Source organism: Streptomyces sp. NPDC088254 (assembly GCF_044740925.1).
Classification (GTDB): domain Bacteria; phylum Actinomycetota; class Actinomycetes; order Streptomycetales; family Streptomycetaceae; genus Streptomyces.
The window spans coordinates 198,791-215,375 of sequence record NZ_JBIURQ010000006.1 but is presented as its reverse complement, the minus strand read 5'-3'; the positions used below and the strand labels follow the sequence as shown (position 1 = coordinate 215,375).

At 66.5% G+C, this 16,585-nt stretch carries 17 protein-coding genes; 7 read left to right on the top strand and 10 right to left on the bottom strand.

Annotated elements, in window-relative coordinates:
* Window positions 1-16: 16 nt before the first annotated feature.
* The 9 genes from ACIOC0_RS19270 to ACIOC0_RS19230 form a co-directional block, all read right to left on the bottom strand.
* Window positions 17-382 (bottom strand): hypothetical protein, encoded by a 366-nt coding sequence (locus tag ACIOC0_RS19270; RefSeq protein ID WP_402156243.1) that lies wholly within the window; start codon window positions 380-382, stop codon window positions 17-19.
* Complete coding sequence (locus ACIOC0_RS19265; protein ID WP_402156241.1) at window positions 379-1,137, bottom strand: N-6 DNA methylase; 759 nt, start codon at window positions 1,135-1,137, stop codon at window positions 379-381. The genes ACIOC0_RS19270 and ACIOC0_RS19265 overlap by 4 nt, the downstream gene beginning before the upstream one ends.
* Window positions 1,138-1,270: 133 nt before the next feature.
* On the bottom strand, window positions 1,271-1,663 hold the full coding sequence (locus ACIOC0_RS19260) for a hypothetical protein (RefSeq protein ID WP_402156239.1): 393 nt from the start codon (window positions 1,661-1,663) through the stop codon (window positions 1,271-1,273).
* On the bottom strand, window positions 1,660-2,874 hold the full coding sequence (locus tag ACIOC0_RS19255; protein WP_402156238.1) for a recombinase family protein: 1,215 nt from the start codon (window positions 2,872-2,874) through the stop codon (window positions 1,660-1,662). Before ACIOC0_RS19255 ends, ACIOC0_RS19260 begins: the two co-directional genes overlap by 4 nt.
* Before the next feature lie 67 nt (window positions 2,875-2,941).
* The gene (locus ACIOC0_RS19250; protein WP_402156236.1) at window positions 2,942-3,100 is read right to left on the bottom strand and encodes a hypothetical protein; all 159 of its coding nucleotides are present in this window, start codon (window positions 3,098-3,100) and stop codon (window positions 2,942-2,944) included.
* Between the two features lie 226 nt (window positions 3,101-3,326).
* Entirely contained in the window at window positions 3,327-3,689 is a 363-nt protein-coding gene (locus ACIOC0_RS19245; RefSeq protein ID WP_402156234.1) for a hypothetical protein, read from the bottom strand.
* The gene (locus ACIOC0_RS19240; RefSeq protein WP_402156233.1) at window positions 3,686-4,135 is read right to left on the bottom strand and encodes a hypothetical protein; all 450 of its coding nucleotides are present in this window, start codon (window positions 4,133-4,135) and stop codon (window positions 3,686-3,688) included. The genes ACIOC0_RS19245 and ACIOC0_RS19240 overlap by 4 nt, the downstream gene beginning before the upstream one ends.
* 285 nt (window positions 4,136-4,420) lie before the next feature.
* On the bottom strand, window positions 4,421-5,719 hold the full coding sequence (locus ACIOC0_RS19235) for a hypothetical protein (protein ID WP_402156232.1): 1,299 nt from the start codon (window positions 5,717-5,719) through the stop codon (window positions 4,421-4,423).
* 58 nt (window positions 5,720-5,777) lie between these two features.
* A complete protein-coding gene (locus ACIOC0_RS19230) occupies window positions 5,778-6,242 on the bottom strand; it encodes a hypothetical protein (RefSeq protein WP_402156231.1) in 465 nt (154 codons plus the stop codon).
* A gap of 2,109 nt (window positions 6,243-8,351) precedes the next feature.
* On the opposite strand from ACIOC0_RS19230, the gene ACIOC0_RS19225 reads away from it, so the two are divergent.
* Together ACIOC0_RS19225 and ACIOC0_RS19220 are read left to right on the top strand one after the other, a co-directional pair.
* Window positions 8,352-8,648 (top strand): hypothetical protein, encoded by a 297-nt coding sequence (locus ACIOC0_RS19225; protein WP_402156229.1) that lies wholly within the window; start codon window positions 8,352-8,354, stop codon window positions 8,646-8,648.
* Window positions 8,649-8,759: 111 nt separating this feature from the next.
* The gene (locus ACIOC0_RS19220) at window positions 8,760-9,254 is read left to right on the top strand and encodes an SLOG family protein (RefSeq protein ID WP_402156228.1); all 495 of its coding nucleotides are present in this window, start codon (window positions 8,760-8,762) and stop codon (window positions 9,252-9,254) included.
* 88 nt (window positions 9,255-9,342) lie between these two features.
* Here the strand turns inward: ACIOC0_RS19220 and ACIOC0_RS19215 are convergent, their stop codons facing one another.
* Complete coding sequence (locus ACIOC0_RS19215; protein WP_402156226.1) at window positions 9,343-9,681, bottom strand: Lsr2 family protein; 339 nt, start codon at window positions 9,679-9,681, stop codon at window positions 9,343-9,345.
* A gap of 206 nt (window positions 9,682-9,887) precedes the next feature.
* Between ACIOC0_RS19215 and ACIOC0_RS19210 the strand changes: the two genes are divergently transcribed.
* The 5 genes from ACIOC0_RS19210 (at window position 9,888) to ACIOC0_RS19190 (ending at window position 16,547) form a co-directional block, all read left to right on the top strand.
* On the top strand, window positions 9,888-11,741 hold the full coding sequence (locus ACIOC0_RS19210; protein ID WP_402156225.1) for a DHH family phosphoesterase: 1,854 nt from the start codon (window positions 9,888-9,890) through the stop codon (window positions 11,739-11,741).
* A 20-nt stretch (window positions 11,742-11,761) separates the two neighbouring features.
* Entirely contained in the window at window positions 11,762-12,565 is an 804-nt protein-coding gene (locus ACIOC0_RS19205; protein WP_402156223.1) for a lysostaphin resistance A-like protein, read from the top strand.
* A gap of 181 nt (window positions 12,566-12,746) precedes the next feature.
* Window positions 12,747-13,139, top strand: a complete 393-nt coding sequence (locus ACIOC0_RS19200) for a hypothetical protein (RefSeq protein WP_402156221.1) — start codon at window positions 12,747-12,749, stop codon at window positions 13,137-13,139.
* 1,346 nt (window positions 13,140-14,485) lie between these two features.
* Window positions 14,486-16,306: a phage/plasmid primase, P4 family gene (locus tag ACIOC0_RS19195; protein WP_402156219.1), complete on the top strand. Its 1,821-nt coding sequence runs from the start codon at window positions 14,486-14,488 to the stop codon at window positions 16,304-16,306.
* 7 nt (window positions 16,307-16,313) lie between these two features.
* The gene (locus ACIOC0_RS19190; RefSeq protein WP_402156217.1) at window positions 16,314-16,547 is read left to right on the top strand and encodes a hypothetical protein; all 234 of its coding nucleotides are present in this window, start codon (window positions 16,314-16,316) and stop codon (window positions 16,545-16,547) included.
* Window positions 16,548-16,585 lie beyond the last annotated feature (38 nt).

Sequence of the window (16,585 nt, the reverse complement as noted above, 5' to 3'; positions counted from 1 at the left end):
GTTGTACGGGCCTTGCCTACCGTCTTGGGTATACCTGTGCTGCCGAGGGCAGGGCCATGTCGAGCAGGGTGTCGATGGTCCGGCCGTCGAGACCGCTGTCCAGGTGGAAGGACCGGCGGAGCACTTCGCCGGTCTTGGAAGGATGCACACCCAGGCGCACGCGGGTCTTGAGGCAGATGTCGCCGAGGATGGCTGCGGTCTCACCCGGTCGGTGCTGGATGTACCGGGTGAGGAGTTTCACCGCACCGGTGGACACGTCGGACAGTGTGGTCTGCTCCGCCGTCCTGCCCCGCGCCGCCGACACCGCCAGCTGGCACGCACGTGCATGCGCTTCGTCGCTCTCGACGTCAGAGAGATCGGTTCGTTCTTGCGTGATCGTCATCGCTGCACCTCCAGAGCAGCAGCGGGTTTTTCGGTGGTCTCCTGCGGCGTGGTGATGATCAGCTGCCGCGATCCATTGACCGCCCGGGCCAGCCTGCGCTTCCGGCTCCAGCAGCCCAGGACATGAGCGGGAGTGGGCCACGACTCGAAGGTCTCCAGCGTGAGAACGTTGCGACGGCGCACCACCGCGGGGATGTGCAGCAGCGTCAGATGGACGTAGATCATGTGTACGGCCTGCGGTGCTATGTCCTCTGCCGTCACATGCAGCTGCGTCTGTGGGTTGAGGCCGTGCTCGAGCATCGCCTGCGACAGAGCAACCATGAACGCGCCCGCGCCGCAGCTGGGTTCATACACATTGGCGAAGCCGTCCCTCTGCACCTGATCGACCACCGAGTCGATCTGCATCTCGGCCATCAGCTGGGCGATGTCGTAGGGCGTGTAGTACTGGCCGAGCCGCTCGTTGCCGAGCTCCAACTCCATGTAGAGGCGGCCGAGTACGTCGCAGGGCTCGCGCTCCATCTCCGTGGTCACCAGCGCCAGGGTGTGCGCGAAGCGGTCCAGCTCTGTTCTGCTGTAGCCGCCGGCGATCTGGAGGTACTGCGCTTCGCGCGCTTCCCAGGACTCGCTCCCGCGGACGTCCACGGCGTTGCGCAGAGCCAGCGCCGCCATCTCGACGAAGTTGTCGAAGACCTCGCTCATCCGCTTCGCGCCGGTGTTCGCCGCCAGCAGCTTCATGATCTCCCGGTAGCTGCTCATGCGCTCGGCACCACAATGGCCGGAGCCTCGGAGGTCCGGACGACACGATGGACCAGCGGATCGAAAGGAAAGACCCGCAGGTTCCAGGAACCCTGAGCGGCGGGCCGCAGGAACCCGTACGGACGTCCGTCAGTCATAGGGTGCTCTCGGCTGTCGTGGCTGACTCCGCAGGAGGCGGTGAGCCGTCCTTCTTCGCCTGCTCGGCGAGGATCTGCTTCACCTGCCAGGCCGGTGCCCGTGTTGCCAGGGCGATGTCGCGCCGCGTGGTACGCCGCAGAGCCAGGGAGTGCACCGCGGCACGCAGGGCCTGTTCGCGGGCGTCGTCGGCGGCCCGGAGCGTCTCCAGCTCCGGTGTCACCGGGGTGAGCGTGACCTCGGCGCTCATGCCGACGAGTTCGAGCCCCTCCACGGCGTTCGCCTCCGTCGCCCGTAGCGTCCGCCCGTGTGCGTACACCCCGTACTCGGCAAGGTGCGTCACCCAGGTCCGGCCGCGCCGGTGGGCCTGGCCCTCGACGGTCTCGCTCACGCCGCGCTCCCCAAGTCCTCGATGACCTGCTGGACGAGGGTGTCCGGCACCGGGGAGGGCAGGACGATCTGCCGGTTCCCGATCCGGTACAGCGTGTGCGTGGCGCTGCTGCTGACCGCGGTGACGGTGAGCCCGAGCCGGGAAGCCGCGGCCCGGATCCGCAGCAGCGGGCCGCCTTCGACGCCCGCGCGCAGTCCCGCGGTGACCTCCTGGGCCTGCATCCACTCCTCCAGGCTCACCACCGGCTTGTGCACGACCTTCGGCGACCACACCCACTGGGAAATGGGGTTGCGCCTCGAGAACCCGGCGCGGCCGGTGCGGTTCGCCCGCCGGTTGTACACCTGATAGCCGGACAGCTTCGGGTTCGCGAGCAGCCCCTCAACCCTGTTGTAGGTCCACTCGCCCTCGATCGGGTATCGGTCGGGCTCCGCCATGAGGATCGCGACGATGTCCGCGCCCTTCAAATGCTCTTCGCGCCGGAGGCGGCACAGCTCCCGGGCGGCGTCGAACCGGCGCTCGTCGGGGTGCGGAACGAGCTTCTTCTTCGGCCGCATCTCTCCGAACCGGCCCTGCCCCCGAACCGGGGCATCTTCGTCGACCACCGCAACATAGGGGTAGGGAGGGTAGCCGTGGTTCCATCCGCCGATTGCATGCTGGAACTGGCCGCCCATCGACATCTCGATCATCGTCGCGCGGTAGATCTCCGCCTCGGCCTGCCCGTACCTGCGGGTACGCAGCCGGCCGGACTCGGTACCGCCCGTCGGTTCATTCGCGTACACCACCTCTGCCCCGAGGCGCTCCAGCTCGTGCTCCACGGTGAGGCTGGTCAGCATGGCACGCGCCACGCGGTCGGACCGCTCGGCCAGGACATGCGTGATGCCCATCTGCTCTGCGCGATCCACGAGGTCCTGGAGGCCGCCGTCCCGGGGCGTTGGAACACCGAGTCCGTCGTACATCTCCTGCGGTCCCAGGCCCCTCAAATGCGCGGGCAACATCCCGGACTCGACATCCCAGAAGTGCGCAATGAACTCTTCACCCGGGTCGAGGCGTTCGGCGGCGAGGACGACCTGCCGCGGGATGGACGAAGCGGGAAGCTGCCGGTCCTTGGTGGAGACACGGCCGAGGAACACCGCGCGTCGGGGACGCGCGTCGGTCTGCCGGTAGTTCGGCAGGTGGCTGAGGTCGATGGGCGGGGCGAAGGGATTGTTCATGACGTTCCTACGGACTCGTAGCGGAGAGTGGTGCTCTGGTGGGGCCCGGCGGCCCCCCGGGGAGCGTTCACCGCGCGGTGTGCTGGTCGTGGAGGGTGGCGGCCTTCTTCCACCAGGCCTCGCGCACGTCGGCTTCATCGCGGGCTCGCGCGCACTGGCCGCGCTGGTCGCCCATGCCGCCGGCCAACGGCGTGTGCGGGTGCTGGACGGATGGCAGAAGCAGCACGGCGTAGCTCTGGTCCAGGCCGACGTAGCGAACGTCGGCCAGGGACGCCAGGGTCCGCAGGTTTACGGACCTGGGCAGCAGCCCGATCGGGTCCCTGGCCCCGGCGCGGACGGCGCGGTGCTGAGCGGGGTGATGGGGAGTCTGGAGGCTCCGGCCTGACGCGGCCGGTCCGGGGCGCCGGGCGAATGGGACGTGCCCGCGGCGCTGTTGCGGGGATGATCGGTGGTCATCGTGTTCCTCGTGATGGGGGCGGCGTCGGCTGGGTGTCGGCCCAGCGGGCGGGCAGGGTGGTGTCGCCGTCTTCCTCGCGGCGCTGGTCTTCCAGGTCGGCGGCGCGGACGCGTCTGCGGTGCCACTGCTCAGCGGAGTGGCCGCTCGGCCGGCGGCACCGCTGCCGGGGCGCGGCTTTGCACGTGGGGCAGGTCAGGGACGCCGGGCAGGTGTCGCCGATGTCCTCGCCGTCGCAGAAGGTGCAGGGCTGGACCGTGGCTGGCAGTACGCGCCCGGCGACGTCGACGAGGAGACCGGCCGCACGCCAGGCGCATTCCTCGGCTCTCCTCGACGGAGGCCCGAAGCTCTGGCGGTTCACGCCCCGTCTGTCTCGGCTGCCGGGTCCGAGCGGACGAAAGACTCGCCCTCGGGCCAGATCGCGATGATCTTGTGGTGGGACAGGAACTCCCGTGCGACCGGGCCCGGCTCGTCGGTGAACAGCAGTGCGCGACAGGACGGGGAAAAGAGCCGCGCGCAGTCGCTGATCACTCCGTACGCGGCGATGAGCGCGGGGTAGTGGGAACGGTGACAGGCCATCACCACTTCTCCGGCAGTCGCGTCGAAGAGGTCGGTGGATGCCAGGACGGGATCTGTGACGACGCGGTGCCGCAGGACACGGTGTCCCTTGGCCCTCAGGTGGAAGAGGTAGGCGGTCAGGACCGCGTTCTCCGAGCGGTCGGCCTCCTCGTCGTTGGCCCGACCGAGCTGGGGGCGGGCGGGGGCGGAAGGGGCCAGGTAGGTGACGTGCGGGCGGTCGGTGGTCATGGTGTGGACGCTTCCGGAGCCGGGTGATGGGGCGGCGGGGTGACGACGCGGCGCAGCATCGCTGAAGGGGAGGGGCAGTCGGTCAGCGGAACGGTCGTGAGGCGTGTCCGATGCGGTGCCGTGTGGGACGAGGGGACCCCGGCGCGGGCCGCGGGCGAGAAGACCCGAACTGGCCGAGGCCATCGCGGGGGCGGAGCCCTGACCGTGGCCGTAGACGTGGCCGACGTGTCCCGGCATCACGTACGACGGGCCGTCGGCCGTAGGAGTCCTCCAGTGCCTCACACATCACGCCACCTCCTTGCTGCGCTTGCCCGCGGTCTTCGCAGCGAGGGCCTGCTGCTCGACGTGGCGTGCCGCGATGTACAGGCCCTCGCGGTTCAGGTGCCGCGAGTAGCTCGAGTCGAGGTAGAGCACGGGCACATCGCCGGCGGCCTTCAGCAGCGCCGGGTGCAGCAGGTGCTTGATCGGGCCCGAGCCGCCGCCGTAGACGTAGACGACCTCGGTCGTCGCGCCGGCCTGGGAGAGGACGTCGCCGAAGGAGGAGACGATCTCGTCGACCAGGTACGTGGCCTCGTCCTCGACGAAGCCGGCGGCGCGTTGGTGACGGTTCCTCACCAGCACGGACGGCTCCGCGTGGAGGAAGTCGGCCAGCTGCTTGCGCGAGGAGAACTGCAGTGTGGCGTCCGACTCGATCATGCGCTCCATGGCATTCATCAGCGCGGTGCCGTAGCCCTCCTCGAGGGTGTCGGCCGCCTCGGGGTTGAACCGGCCGTCGGTGAAGACCGGGAAGTTCACGGTGCCCTCGCCGACGTCGACGCCGATGGTGTTCTGCACCGCCACCAGATCGGAGGCAGAGACACCTTCCACGATGGACGCGTCACGGGCGCGCAGATCATCGAGCAGGGCCTGTGCGAGCGGCTCGCCCTTGTCGGTGATGGCGAACTGCGCGGAGGCACCCTCGGCCATCACCTGGACGTCGACGAACTGCAGACGCACCGAGACGGGAGTGCTGAAGTTCTTGATCGTCACCAGGTGCACCGTCGGATCCGCGCTGCCCAGCAGACCGATGAACTCGGCGGCGTAGGCATGACGGCGCGCGACGAACTCTGAGATCGGCAACGCCAGGCCGGCGCGCACCTGCACCCGCAGCTCGTGATCGGGCAGCATGCCGTTCTCGCGGACGTAATCGCGCAGGGCCTTGGCGGCGAAGACGCCTAGGACCAGGACCTTGCTCAGCTCCTGATCGGCCTTGGAGTGCTTGCCCAGCACCTCAAACTCGGTGAACTTCGAGCCGCGCACGGAGAGCGCCGCGCGGCCGAAGATGCGGCGGTCGCTGGCCGCCACCAGGGGAGTGGTGAGCGAGCAGTCGATCTGGTTGTAGAAGTCGCCGGCCAGCACGGAGGCCGCATCCGCGTCGGCGAGCGGCACCTTCGGCGAGGTGCGGGAAGTCGAGACGACCGCACTGGGCAGATCGATCTCGTCGAAAGTCCCCTGCTTCGTGTTCTGGATGACGCCCTTGACGTAGCCGTTGCCGACGTCGATGCCGCCGGTGAGAGTGATGATGTCGTTGCTGCTGGTGCTCATGAATTCAATCCCTCGGTGTCTATGTTGTCTGCCTGGAAAATGAAATTCACCGCGTCACTCAGCGCCGAGTACTCGCCATGATTTCGTCGATGGATGCCTGCTTCGGCGGCTTCGGCGGTGAGCTGGGGGCGCTTGCCGCGGGCTCCTCGGCCGTCTCAACCGGTGCGGGAACCGGCTCGGGCTGGGTTTCCGGCGCTGGTGCTGCGGTCTCGACGACGATGCTGGCCTGGTCGGTGACTGCGGGCTGCGGCTGAACAGGTGTGGCGGCCGGACGGCGCTCGGTGACCGCCTCGTCGTCCTCGCGCTGCTCGATGCTCTCCAGCGGCGGCCGGCCGCGACGCGGCAGCTGATCGACGGGCTTGTAGAAGACGTCGATGTATCCGTCGCGCTGAATGGACTCTCGAATGAGCAGTCGAATCGACTGCGAGATGTCCGCCTGCACATTGAGCCACTCGATCACCGAGGTGTCGGCGGCGGGCACGGTCCAGCGGACCTTGCGAGGTTCACCCGACTGATTCGCCATTGCACTCACCTCGCCACGCCACTCGCACCTGCGCTTCATCCGGTCGTTCGCCGGATGCCTCTCGCTCTGCCATATGGACTCACCGCCCTTCGCGTTTCCTCTCGAATGCGAATCAACGCGAGCTCACTCTAGTGCCCCTATTGAGTCCTATGCAAGCCCCATTCGATACGCAAGCGGGACGCTGTCTGAGTCCCTATCGAGTACCGGCAGGGACACTTGTGAGACGCCCCGCGCCTCCATCAGGGGCGACCGCACGCAGGCCGCCGGCACCGTGCGCCTTTGCGCCCCACCTGCGACGCGGCAAGTGCTCACGCGGGACACCTGCGAGACACCTGCGGTCACAGCACTGATCCCGAGGAGCCGCATTGGAGTACGGATGAGGCCCCATTGGCGTCCCGATCGTGTCTCCTGGGAGACGCCACCCGACATCCCTGCACAGGTGAGTCCTCCGAAGGCTCTGTGCGCGACGCCAGTGCGCCACTATCAGGGCTCGCCCGAGACACCGTGAGGACGTGCGCAGAACTCCAAGAGGTACACCGGCATCAGTCGGCGTCTTATCGGTGTCCCCATCGAGTCGCGTTCGTGCACCGATGAGTCACCTCGCAGACGCGAGGGAGACGCTGTTTCATGGGGTCGAAAAGCCTGTCTGCGCCCCCTTGTTCGAAGCCCGTCGGCGGGCACGGCAGCGCAGCCACGGAACGCCGGCGGAGCGAGATCAGCGCAGCCGCCGGCGAGCCGTCGGCGCCGTGATGGCACGGCGCTGGTGCGACGGTCGGTACAGGGGCGTCATCGGGCCGTCATGGTCGCGCAGAGGAGAGCAGAGGGAGAAGGAGCAATGGGGGAGCAGTCCTCCGCACACAGCGATCGTGCGAGGAACGACTTGCTTCCGCAGCGAAGGCCCGTGGGGTAGGGGAACAGCAGAGGCATGTGCCGCGGAAGCAGCCCTTGGAGGAAGACGACAACGGCCCGATGACGCTGGAGCTGCTCGCTGTGCTCGATGGGCAGCTGGTCGCAGCAGCCGGGTCTCTCTTCTTCTGATGCGTCCACGAAGGACCACCCCGGGCTCGCCGCGCAAGCGCGAGACGGAGCACAGCCCGGGGCCGGAACGTGCGTCGTCGACACAGTGCAGAACGCCCGCCTTGGACGCGGTGCATAAAGTGCTGGCACGCTGCCGCGGCAGCACCGGAGCGAGGTAAATCCACGTCGGTGCAGCCAGCACAACGCGACGGAGTGAGGCCGGCTGCGCCGCCGCAGCGAGCGGTGGAGCAGAGCGTTGTCCACAGCCGAAGCGACGGTGTCGCGAGGGGACGGATCCGCTGCGCGGCGACGGCTGTGCCGCCTGCGGCAGCAGGGCGATGAACCGGGGCTGCGCCCCGTCAGGAGCAGACCCGTACCCCTGGCCTCGCTCGTGCCTCACGAGGACGGATCAGCATGGGGGGTACGGCCGTATCACGGACGTCGAAACAGCAGTACACCCAATAGGTGCGATGACCAGGCGAAACAGCCAGACCCGTACCCCCGCTGCGCGGAAAAGGGGGAGGGGTACGGGTCAAGAGGGTACGGACCGTTTCCCCTGATGTTCCAGGCTTCCGCTAACGCTCCAGCCGTGGAACAGCGAGGACGACGACAAGGAAGCAAAAGGGCATAAGGGAACCTGATAACACGTGTCCTGCGGACCCTCGCTTCGCTCGGCCTCTCCGCTGCGCTCCGAGGACGTGTTAGTCGGCATAGCCGACAGGTTCCACCGCTCGCTTCGCTCGCCGGCCCGTCGGTCGCTGGCGCTCCCTCCGGCGATGCCCAGCGCTGCGCTTGAGAGAGGAAACCCCACCACTGCCCCGCTGCAGTTGTCCACAGATGTGGACAGCAGCAAAGGGTGCAGCAGTGGTGGATCGCCTGGCGCTGCGCGCCTGGCTCAGCGGGAAGTGACGACCCGTGCGACGTCTCGCCACGCGATCCGTCCGGGAGCGGATTACACCAGCAAGATCTTCCGAGTCGTCAGCCAGCAAAGCTGGCACGGGAGCTGGGTCGAACATCGCGATCACACGGACCCCACCGAGGTCCGCACTCGATGGTCGCCACCCGCACCCGAGTCCGCGAGAAGGCGCCACCATGACGCAGTCCCAGCCCGAAATCTCGCCCTACGACACCGAAGCCCGCTACGAGCCGAAGTTGTGGCAACCGAACAGCGAAGCCGTCGCCGAGGTGATGCGCTCCGGCGAAGCCGGGGGCATCGGCAACGTCGACTTCACCAACGGCGAGAACGGCACGGTCGTCACCGTGCACGTCTCCCGCAGCGATGACGGGATGTACACCGTCCACCTCATGCCGATGTGTGATGACGATCAGATCCGCGTCGAGCTCCACCGGGAGAAGGACCTGGCCGCCAGTACCAGCCGGCCGGTATGAGCCAGCGACATGCAGGCCGCCGCGCCTGTCCAGACATCGTGGCCACAGCTCTCGACTCCAGCTGTGGAGACCGCCGAGTCACAAGGAGAGGCGACTCGAATGATTGCTGAAATGATTCCAGAATCGTTCTCGCACGTCGTCCTCGTCACCGGTTCCCGCAGCTGGAACGACGAGCAGAGCATGCGCTCGGCGTTCGACGACGCCTGGCGCGACTGGGGAGCGGAGAACGTCACCCGGCCGGTACTCATCTCGGGGCATTGCCCCGAGGGTGCCGACGCCATGGCCGAGCGCCTGTGGCGGGCCGCCGGCTTCGAGGTCCGCACCTTCTCCGCCGCCTGGTCGGCTCATGGGAAGCGGGCCGGCTTCCAGCGCAACCAGGAGATGGTCGACACCGCCCAGGTCTTCCGCGAGGCCGGGGCTCAGGTGCTGTGCACGGCCTTCCTCGACCTCTGCCGGAAGTCCGGATGCCCGCAGCGAGACCAGGCGCAGCTCATGCCGCATACGCCGGGGCACTTCTCGCACGGCACGATCCACTGCAGGTCTCGCGCGCGAGCCGCGGGGATCGAGACGGCCACCGTGCTCCATCCGTCGCTGTTGCGGTTCTGATGACGCACGAAGGGCCCTGCAGTGTGCTGCAGGGCCCTTCAAGGACGGATGGGAGGAGTCGGCCGGGAGGCGAACACCAGGCTCAGCGCTACTTGCTCCGATCGATGCCGTGTGCCTCGTCATAGGCCTTCATGACTGCCTTCGGGATGCGTCCCCGTTCCGCGAACTCATAGCCCTCCTTCTTGGCCCACTCGCGGATCTTGTCGCGCTCCTCGGCAGTCGTCTCGGGTACGACTCGCTTCTTGACCGGCGTTGTCTTCCCGGCTTTCCGGCCGGCCTTCAGGTACGGCTTCAGCGCTTCCTCGAGCTTCTTCTGCTCCTCAGCTGTGAGATCGATTTCGTACCAGGTGTCACCCAAGCCGAACATCTGTGTAGCCGCATCCGGCTTACCGCTGAGATCCGACTCGACAATGCTTCGAATGGCCATACCGGCGAGAGTAGCCGATACGCAAGGACCTTGGAAAGTCTGTCGCGGTCATTCGAGATAAGTGTGCCATTGAGGGCCCGAATAAGACTCAGAATTACTGCGAAAAGAGCAGAGGGTATGAATGTCCCTGCTAAAATCACAGTGTCGCAAGGGGGTCTCGTACCCCGTTCCCCACCGACCAAGACCCCGATCGAGAGGCCTCCACCATGTCCACGCTCCACACCGTCGACGACCATTCGCTCACCGACGAGGACACCGACCTCTTCGAGCTGCTGTGCCAGCGCAGGGGATGGTCGGATCAGTACCTGAAGGAGATCGAGTCCACCGAGCACGACGAGCTCCTGGATCTGGCCGAGATGGTCGAGGCCCTTCATGACGCCCGGACCACGGACAAGAAGATCACCATCGCCCCCGACTTCGACATGGACGGCATCTCCTCCGGTGTCCTCGGCTACGCCGGCCTGTCCGAGCTCGGTTTCGACGTCGAGCTGCACCTGCCCGACTACCGCCGCGGCCACGAGCTCACGCCCGAGGACATCGCCGAGATCCACGCGAAGTGGCCCGACACGCGGGTCCTGCTCACCTGCGACGGGGGAGTGAACTCCCACCGCGGTATCGCCGCCGCGCGTGCCCTGGGCTGGACGACGCTGGTGACCGATCACCACGAAGAGCTCGCGCCGGGCTCGACCGCGGACATCACCGTCGACCCGTGCCGGATCGACGAGACCTACGCCCACACTGGGATCTGCGGTGCCCACGTGCTCTACCAGGTAATCGAGGCCTACACACGCGTGCACCGGCCCGAGAAGCTCTGGGAGATCCACCTGCTGCGCCTATTCGCCGGCCTGGGCACCGTCTCCGACGTCATGCCCGTGCTGTACGAGAACCGTCAACTGGTGCGTGATGCGATCTCGATTGCCCGCCTGCTGCGCGTCGCCGCGCCGAAGACGATCCCCAATCCCTGGGGTGGGTTCGACGCTGATCCCGATGCCATCGACATCGAGCAGTCAATCCTGATGCAGATGCTGCGCACCGAGCCGCACCACCCGGTCTTCCTCCGGGCCTTCGAGGGCTTCGCGATCGTGCTCAAGGCCTTCGCACAGATCGGCAAGATCCGAGACGTCGACGACCTCGACGAGGGCTTCTTCGGCTTCTACCTCGCCCCGGCGATGAACAGCCCGCGCCGCACGGGGGCCTCGCTTGAGCCGTGCTTCGCGGTGTTCACGGCCGCCGGTGCTGACGTCAAGCTCAAGGTCGCCCACCTGGTGATCGAGAGCAATGAGCTGCGCAAGCAGATGGTCATCGAACACATGGAAGAACTCACCACCGGGGACCAGCCGTTGGCCCCGTGGGTGTACTTCTCGGACGCCTACCCGGGCATGTACGGGCTGCTGGCCAACCGGATGATGGAGCTCAACGGCCACCCGGTCGTCGTCGTCAACCGGCCCGCCGGCCCAGACGATTTCGTCAGCGGCTCCGGTCGCTCGCCGGGGTGGTTCGACATCATCACCAGCCTGGAGCCGCACGACGGTCTCAGCGCCATCGGGCACCAGCAGGCCTGCGGCGTCCGCGTCGGGAACGCTGAGAAGCTCGGCGACCTCGTCGCCGTGCTGCAGGAGGCCACCCAGGTCGCCCTGCTCGCCGTCAGCACCGACGGACCGAACGGTGATCTCGTGCTCGGCCCGGACGCCGACTGCGACGCCGGCCTCGAGGACCTGCAGCCGTTGTTCGAGCTGGTGCGCCGGACCGAGGGGCTCAAGCCCTTCGGGCACGGTTTCACCGCGCCGGTCGTCGAGATCGCGATCGAGCCCCTGGGACTGCGCGTGGACCGGATCGGATCCGAATCGCAGCACCTGCGTCTGGTCACCCGGTCCGGCCTGTCCTGCCTGTGGTGGAACGTCGCCGAGGAGAAGTTCGACATGCTCCGGGGCTTCGTGCAGCGCGCCAGCCGCACCGAACTCGGGACGCTGCGCTTCACGGCGACGCTGCAGCTGAACACCTTCCGTGGCGACACCCGCGTCCAGGCCGTCATCAACGAGCAGATCACCACGGCTGCTTGAGCCCCGTAGAGGAGGAGACCTTGACGACGTCACCGATCACCTCGCGTCTGCTCGGCATCGGGTGGTGCGTCCTCGTGCCGTTCGCCGCCGTCGCGGTCTACCTCAGCCTCGGCACCTTCGCAGTCCGCCTCATCGGAGAGCCGATCGTTGCGACCGCCGTCCTGGGCATGCTCGTCGTCGTCCTGGTCGGTTCGGTGAGGATCCAGCGGCCCCGGTGGCTCGCGCATGCGCCGGGGCCGCGGCCGAGGCCGGAGATCCCACGCTTCGGGTGGACTGTCCTCGGCTGCGCGGTCCTGGCCTTCCTCGCCGGCCAGTCGCTGGCCTTGTGGATCTATGTCACGGTCGGATCCGCTGGCTTCGACGCCTCGAACCAGACCAGGCACGCGGCTGGAGCCCTGGCGACCCTGTTGCTCACCCTGGTCGCGGCTCCCGTGGGGGAGGAGGCCCTGTTCCGAGGGCTGATCTACCCGTTGCTGCGCAAGCGGGTGAGCATCCTCGCCTCCACGCTGGTCACCGCCGTGGTGTTCGGCCTGCTGCACGGCAACGCCGTGCAGTTCGCCTCGACCCTGCCGCTGGCGGTGCTCCTGGCCCTGGTCTACGAACGCACGCGCGTGCTGTGGCCCTGCGTGCTCCTGCACCTGGGCTTCAACCTCGCTGCCGCCCTCGTCCCGGCGCAGGCGCTCGGCGCTCTGGCGAACCCCGTCTCCGCGGTGTTCCTGTGCCTGGCCTATGCTGGTTGTGCCTTGGGGCTCTACCGGCGGGTCGCTGGCGGGACTGCGCCAGGCGCAGTCCAGGGCGCGGGAGGCGAGTCCGCGATGCAGTGATCGAGGTACTCAGCCTCTTCTGAAAAGCGATGGTGCCCTCCCTGCGGGATCCAGCGGCCTTTCAGCCGCCGGCCCCTCGTGCGGAGGGCATGCTCGTGGTGACCGGGGTGATCCGGTCACCGGGGGTGTGACTGAAAGTAACTATTCGGTCATACTCGTCAGGAGAGGAGAGGATCTCATCATGGCTATCGTCAGCACCTGCACGTACGACTCACGAGGAAAGCTCGTCCGTCCCGACGCGCTCGACATCAGCCGTGCGAAGATCCGTCTGGACCTCGACACTGGTGAGAAGCCCACCTTCGATCGCGGTCACACGCATGTCTTCGTTGTCTCCGACATGGGCGTCACGGCCGAACAGGCCTGTGAGCGCGTGAACTCGAGGCTGCGTCGGTTCTTCGATCGCGCTGAGGCCGTGCGCGGCTTCCGCAAGATCACGATGCAGAAGAGCCAGAGCAAGAACCGGCTCAACCTCAACACCACGATTTCCTACGAGATCCTCTACGTCGTCGAAGCAGACGAGCGATCCCGTAGCCGCAGTTCCGAGTCCCCCAATGCGGGATGCCAGCGAGGCTGAAGGCTGGTCACCCCTGGGTGATTCGCGCCATCCACGCCTCGCACTCGTCAGCACATGCAAAGAGGCCGGAGAGCTCCCTTCCCACGGGGATGCTCTCCGGCCTCTCTGTTTCCACGTTCCAGTGCAACATCGATCACCTGGCGTCAACGATAGCACCTGTCGTGTATCACTCGCAATGAGCAGCGAATGTCAGTCAAATGCCCTCTCGCTTCCAGTGGAGTCTCATGGCGAACGGCTCGGACGGAGCTCTGACTCGTGCTCGGAGGACGCGTCAGGAGCCTTCTGCGAGCCTCAGGACGCCGAGGGATGTTTCATGCGGCTTCCAGTCCCGCTGAGGCTCGGCCGCGCCTCCGGGGAGCCGCACGGCGGCTCGGCGTGGAAGTCCGCCTCGACTTGGTCGCCAGGGGGATGGGCGAATCGATGTACCAGGAGACGTGGTACATCCCTGAAACCGCGTCTGAAATGGGCAAACATCTGTACCGCGAGGCTCTTTCCCGCATCGGGTGTACCACGTGGGATCGCCGACGTGGTACGACCTTTCGCCTGGTCAACCACTGGTTCCCGCCCATGTACCACGAGTACCACGTCTTTTTGACCGTTTACATAGGGGGCGTGTTCGGGAGCGATCCAGGCGGCTCCAGCCCCAGCTCGCCAGTCTGCTCTCTTATCCCCCCTGCGCGTGTATCTAGTCTCCACCCCCTGGTACAAGTGGTACGGAGGGTATGTAAACCACGCCTGACCTGGGCAAACACCTGTACCACGTAGAAAATGTCACGTGGTACAGCCTGCTCTTGAACTCCCGAAATTCCTGCTATGACCTGGGAAAACAGGTGTACCACGTCAAGTGGTACACGCCTCACATACCCCTGGGGGGTATGCGGCTCTCGGGGTCCTCCTGGAGAGCGTCCAGTCGATGCTCTGGTGGCAGCTGGCTCGACCGGTCAGAAGAACTCCTCCGAACCTCGACCGCAGGCCGGGCGGCTCACGCCACCCGCGGGTGTGTGGTCGAGCACGAGAAGCCAGTGACTCCGTGGGGCGTGTGACCGACGGAGTCGCTGGCTCTCACATCCCACCCAGGCTCGCGACGTGTGTGGCATGGCCATGGCGGTCGCGCGCTCTCTCCAGTCCCTGTCGGTGGCCCTTTCGGCATTCCATTGGGTGTCATCCAGCTCGTCAGTCGACTCCCTTGTTGACTGGTAGCTCAATCGTTGCAAAAGGGCACTTGGATGACGTAGGGTCAAGATCGCGTTCCATTCGATTACGAGTCCAATCGGCTTCCCACTCATCGCCGGCAGGAACTCGATCACGATCGAGAAAGCAGCAACATGACGCCTCCTGATGCCCTCATGTCCGTACCTGCCGCCGGTTCCAACGCCGGACCGCGCACCAACCCCGTCGCCGACGTCCTGGCCAGCGTCATGGGGTACTTCTCGAACCGCGACGACATGGCTCCGCAGAACGAGATCGTCACCTACGTCACCGCCGCCTACCTCGACCAGATGGACCCGACCGATCCTCCGACGCCTCGCGTGCTGGAGAAGGAGCTGCTGGCGATCGTGGGAGGCGTCATCAAGGCCGAGAATTTCAAGGCGGCCGCGGCCGCCGAGAAGTACCCCCTGCCGAGATATCTGACGTACTGGCAGGTCGCGCAGATCCTCCTGCGTCTGCACCACGTCATCCGGATCGCGCCCAACGCCAAGGACACCGACCGCGAGTACGACCTGCTGGCGATGTACCAGGCCGCAGGCCGCGCGCGTGGGACGTACACCACCAGCGAGGACGACATCCGCACCACGGCGCGCATGTACAACACCCAGCTGACCCTCAAGGAGTTCGCCGAGGTCCTGGCCGTTTTGCGCGAAGACAGCCCGCGTCGGCACCAGAGCACGAACCGCGACTTCATCGCCGCGCGCAACGGCATCGTCTTCTACGGCACCGAGCCGCTGGACGTCACGGTCTTCGGCAAGGACTTCCACTTCGAGCCCAAGCAGGTCCACCCCTTCGACCCCGCCATCGTGCTGCTGACCAAGAACGACGTCGACTACGTGGACGACGCCCCGCAGCAGGTCATCACGCACCCCGAGGACGGAGATTGGGAAGTCGTCGCCTGGATCGCAGAGCTCTTCGACCAGCCCGGTGACGAGGGCCTCGCCGACCTGATCTGGGAGATCATCGGCGCGATCATCCGGCCGCACGTGCGCTGGGGCAAGACCGCCTGGTTCTACTCCGAGCAGGGCAACAACGGTAAGGGCACGCTCTGCGCGCTCATGCGCAACCTCGTCGGCAGCGGCGCGCACACCTCGATTCCGCTCTCGGACTTCGGCAAGGACTTCGCGCTCGAACCGCTGGTGCGCGCCAACGCGATCATCGTCGACGAGAACGATGTCGGCACCTTCATCGACAAGGCGGCCAACCTGAAGGCGATCGTGACCAACGACGTCATCCAGATCAACCGCAAGTACCGGATGCCGATCGCCTACCAGTTCTTCGGCTTCATGGTCCAGTGCCTGAACGAGTTCCCGCGCGTGAAGGACAAGTCCGAGTCGTTCTACCGGCGGCAGCTCTTCGTGCCCTTCACCAAGAGCTTCACCGGAGCCGAGAAGAAGTACATCAAGGACGACTACCTCCAGCGCCGCGAGGTCCTGGAGTACGTCTTCTGGTACGCGATCAATCGCGCTGGCGCGTCATCTCCGGGTGACTACTACCAGCTCTCAGAGCCGGTGGCCACCAAGGAAGTCCTGGCCGAGTACAAGGAGGTCAACGACCCCGTGCGCGCCTTCTGGGAGGAGTTCCGCGGGCGGCTGGTCTGGGACCTGGCACCGTTCACATTTCTCTACGACCTGTACAAGGCCTGGTTCGCCGACGTCTCGCCGTCGGGCTCGCCGGTGAGCAACAAGCAGTTCATCACTGACCTCGTGGCGATCGTCCGGCCGGATGCCTTGTGGCACTGCCCGGACAAGAACCGCAAGATCCGGCCCGGTCAGATGATGAGCAACCCCGAGGTGCTCATCGCCGAGTACGAGCTGAAGAAGTGGATGCACCCGAGCTACACCGGCAGCGACCCGAAGAAGAAATCCCAGCCGACGCTGCAGGCCAGCTACCGCGGACTGCTTCGGCAGACGGGCGCATCCGCCCCGACCGACGAAACCACTGGCGAACAGGACTGATGCACCCATGGCTAAAACTGCTGGCGCACTCGGCGAACTCACCCAGGCCGTACTCGAACTCGCCCGCGGCCAGGGCCGCCTGATCACGGCGATGTCCGACGTCGCGCGCGAGCAGCGGATCACCAACCTCATCGTCCGCTCGCAGATCACGGCAGACCCCGTGGAGAAGGCCCGGCTCATGAGTGAGGCGTCCCGGCGCATGGATACCTCGCGCCGGCGCTCTCCTCTCGACTCCTTCTGAGGCCACGCGCGCCTCCTCCCCAGACACCGGCCGTGATG

Coding starts and splice junctions, on each gene's coding strand:
- ACIOC0_RS19270 (WP_402156243.1), bottom strand. CDS start 382: ATGACGATCACGCAAGAACGAACCGATCTCTCTGACGTCGAGAGCGAC.
- ACIOC0_RS19215 (WP_402156226.1), bottom strand. CDS start 9,681: ATGGCCATTCGAAGCATTGTCGAGTCGGATCTCAGCGGTAAGCCGGAT.
- ACIOC0_RS19220 (WP_402156228.1), top strand. CDS start 8,760: ATGATTCCAGAATCGTTCTCGCACGTCGTCCTCGTCACCGGTTCCCGC.
- ACIOC0_RS19225 (WP_402156229.1), top strand. CDS start 8,352: ATGACGCAGTCCCAGCCCGAAATCTCGCCCTACGACACCGAAGCCCGC.
- ACIOC0_RS19255 (WP_402156238.1), bottom strand. CDS start 2,874: ATGAACAATCCCTTCGCCCCGCCCATCGACCTCAGCCACCTGCCGAAC.
- ACIOC0_RS19235 (WP_402156232.1), bottom strand. CDS start 5,719: ATGAGCACCAGCAGCAACGACATCATCACTCTCACCGGCGGCATCGAC.
- ACIOC0_RS19230 (WP_402156231.1), bottom strand. CDS start 6,242: ATGGCGAATCAGTCGGGTGAACCTCGCAAGGTCCGCTGGACCGTGCCC.
- ACIOC0_RS19240 (WP_402156233.1), bottom strand. CDS start 4,135: ATGACCACCGACCGCCCGCACGTCACCTACCTGGCCCCTTCCGCCCCC.
- ACIOC0_RS19265 (WP_402156241.1), bottom strand. CDS start 1,137: ATGAGCAGCTACCGGGAGATCATGAAGCTGCTGGCGGCGAACACCGGC.
- ACIOC0_RS19210 (WP_402156225.1), top strand. CDS start 9,888: ATGTCCACGCTCCACACCGTCGACGACCATTCGCTCACCGACGAGGAC.
- ACIOC0_RS19190 (WP_402156217.1), top strand. CDS start 16,314: ATGGCTAAAACTGCTGGCGCACTCGGCGAACTCACCCAGGCCGTACTC.
- ACIOC0_RS19195 (WP_402156219.1), top strand. CDS start 14,486: ATGTCCGTACCTGCCGCCGGTTCCAACGCCGGACCGCGCACCAACCCC.
- ACIOC0_RS19200 (WP_402156221.1), top strand. CDS start 12,747: ATGGCTATCGTCAGCACCTGCACGTACGACTCACGAGGAAAGCTCGTC.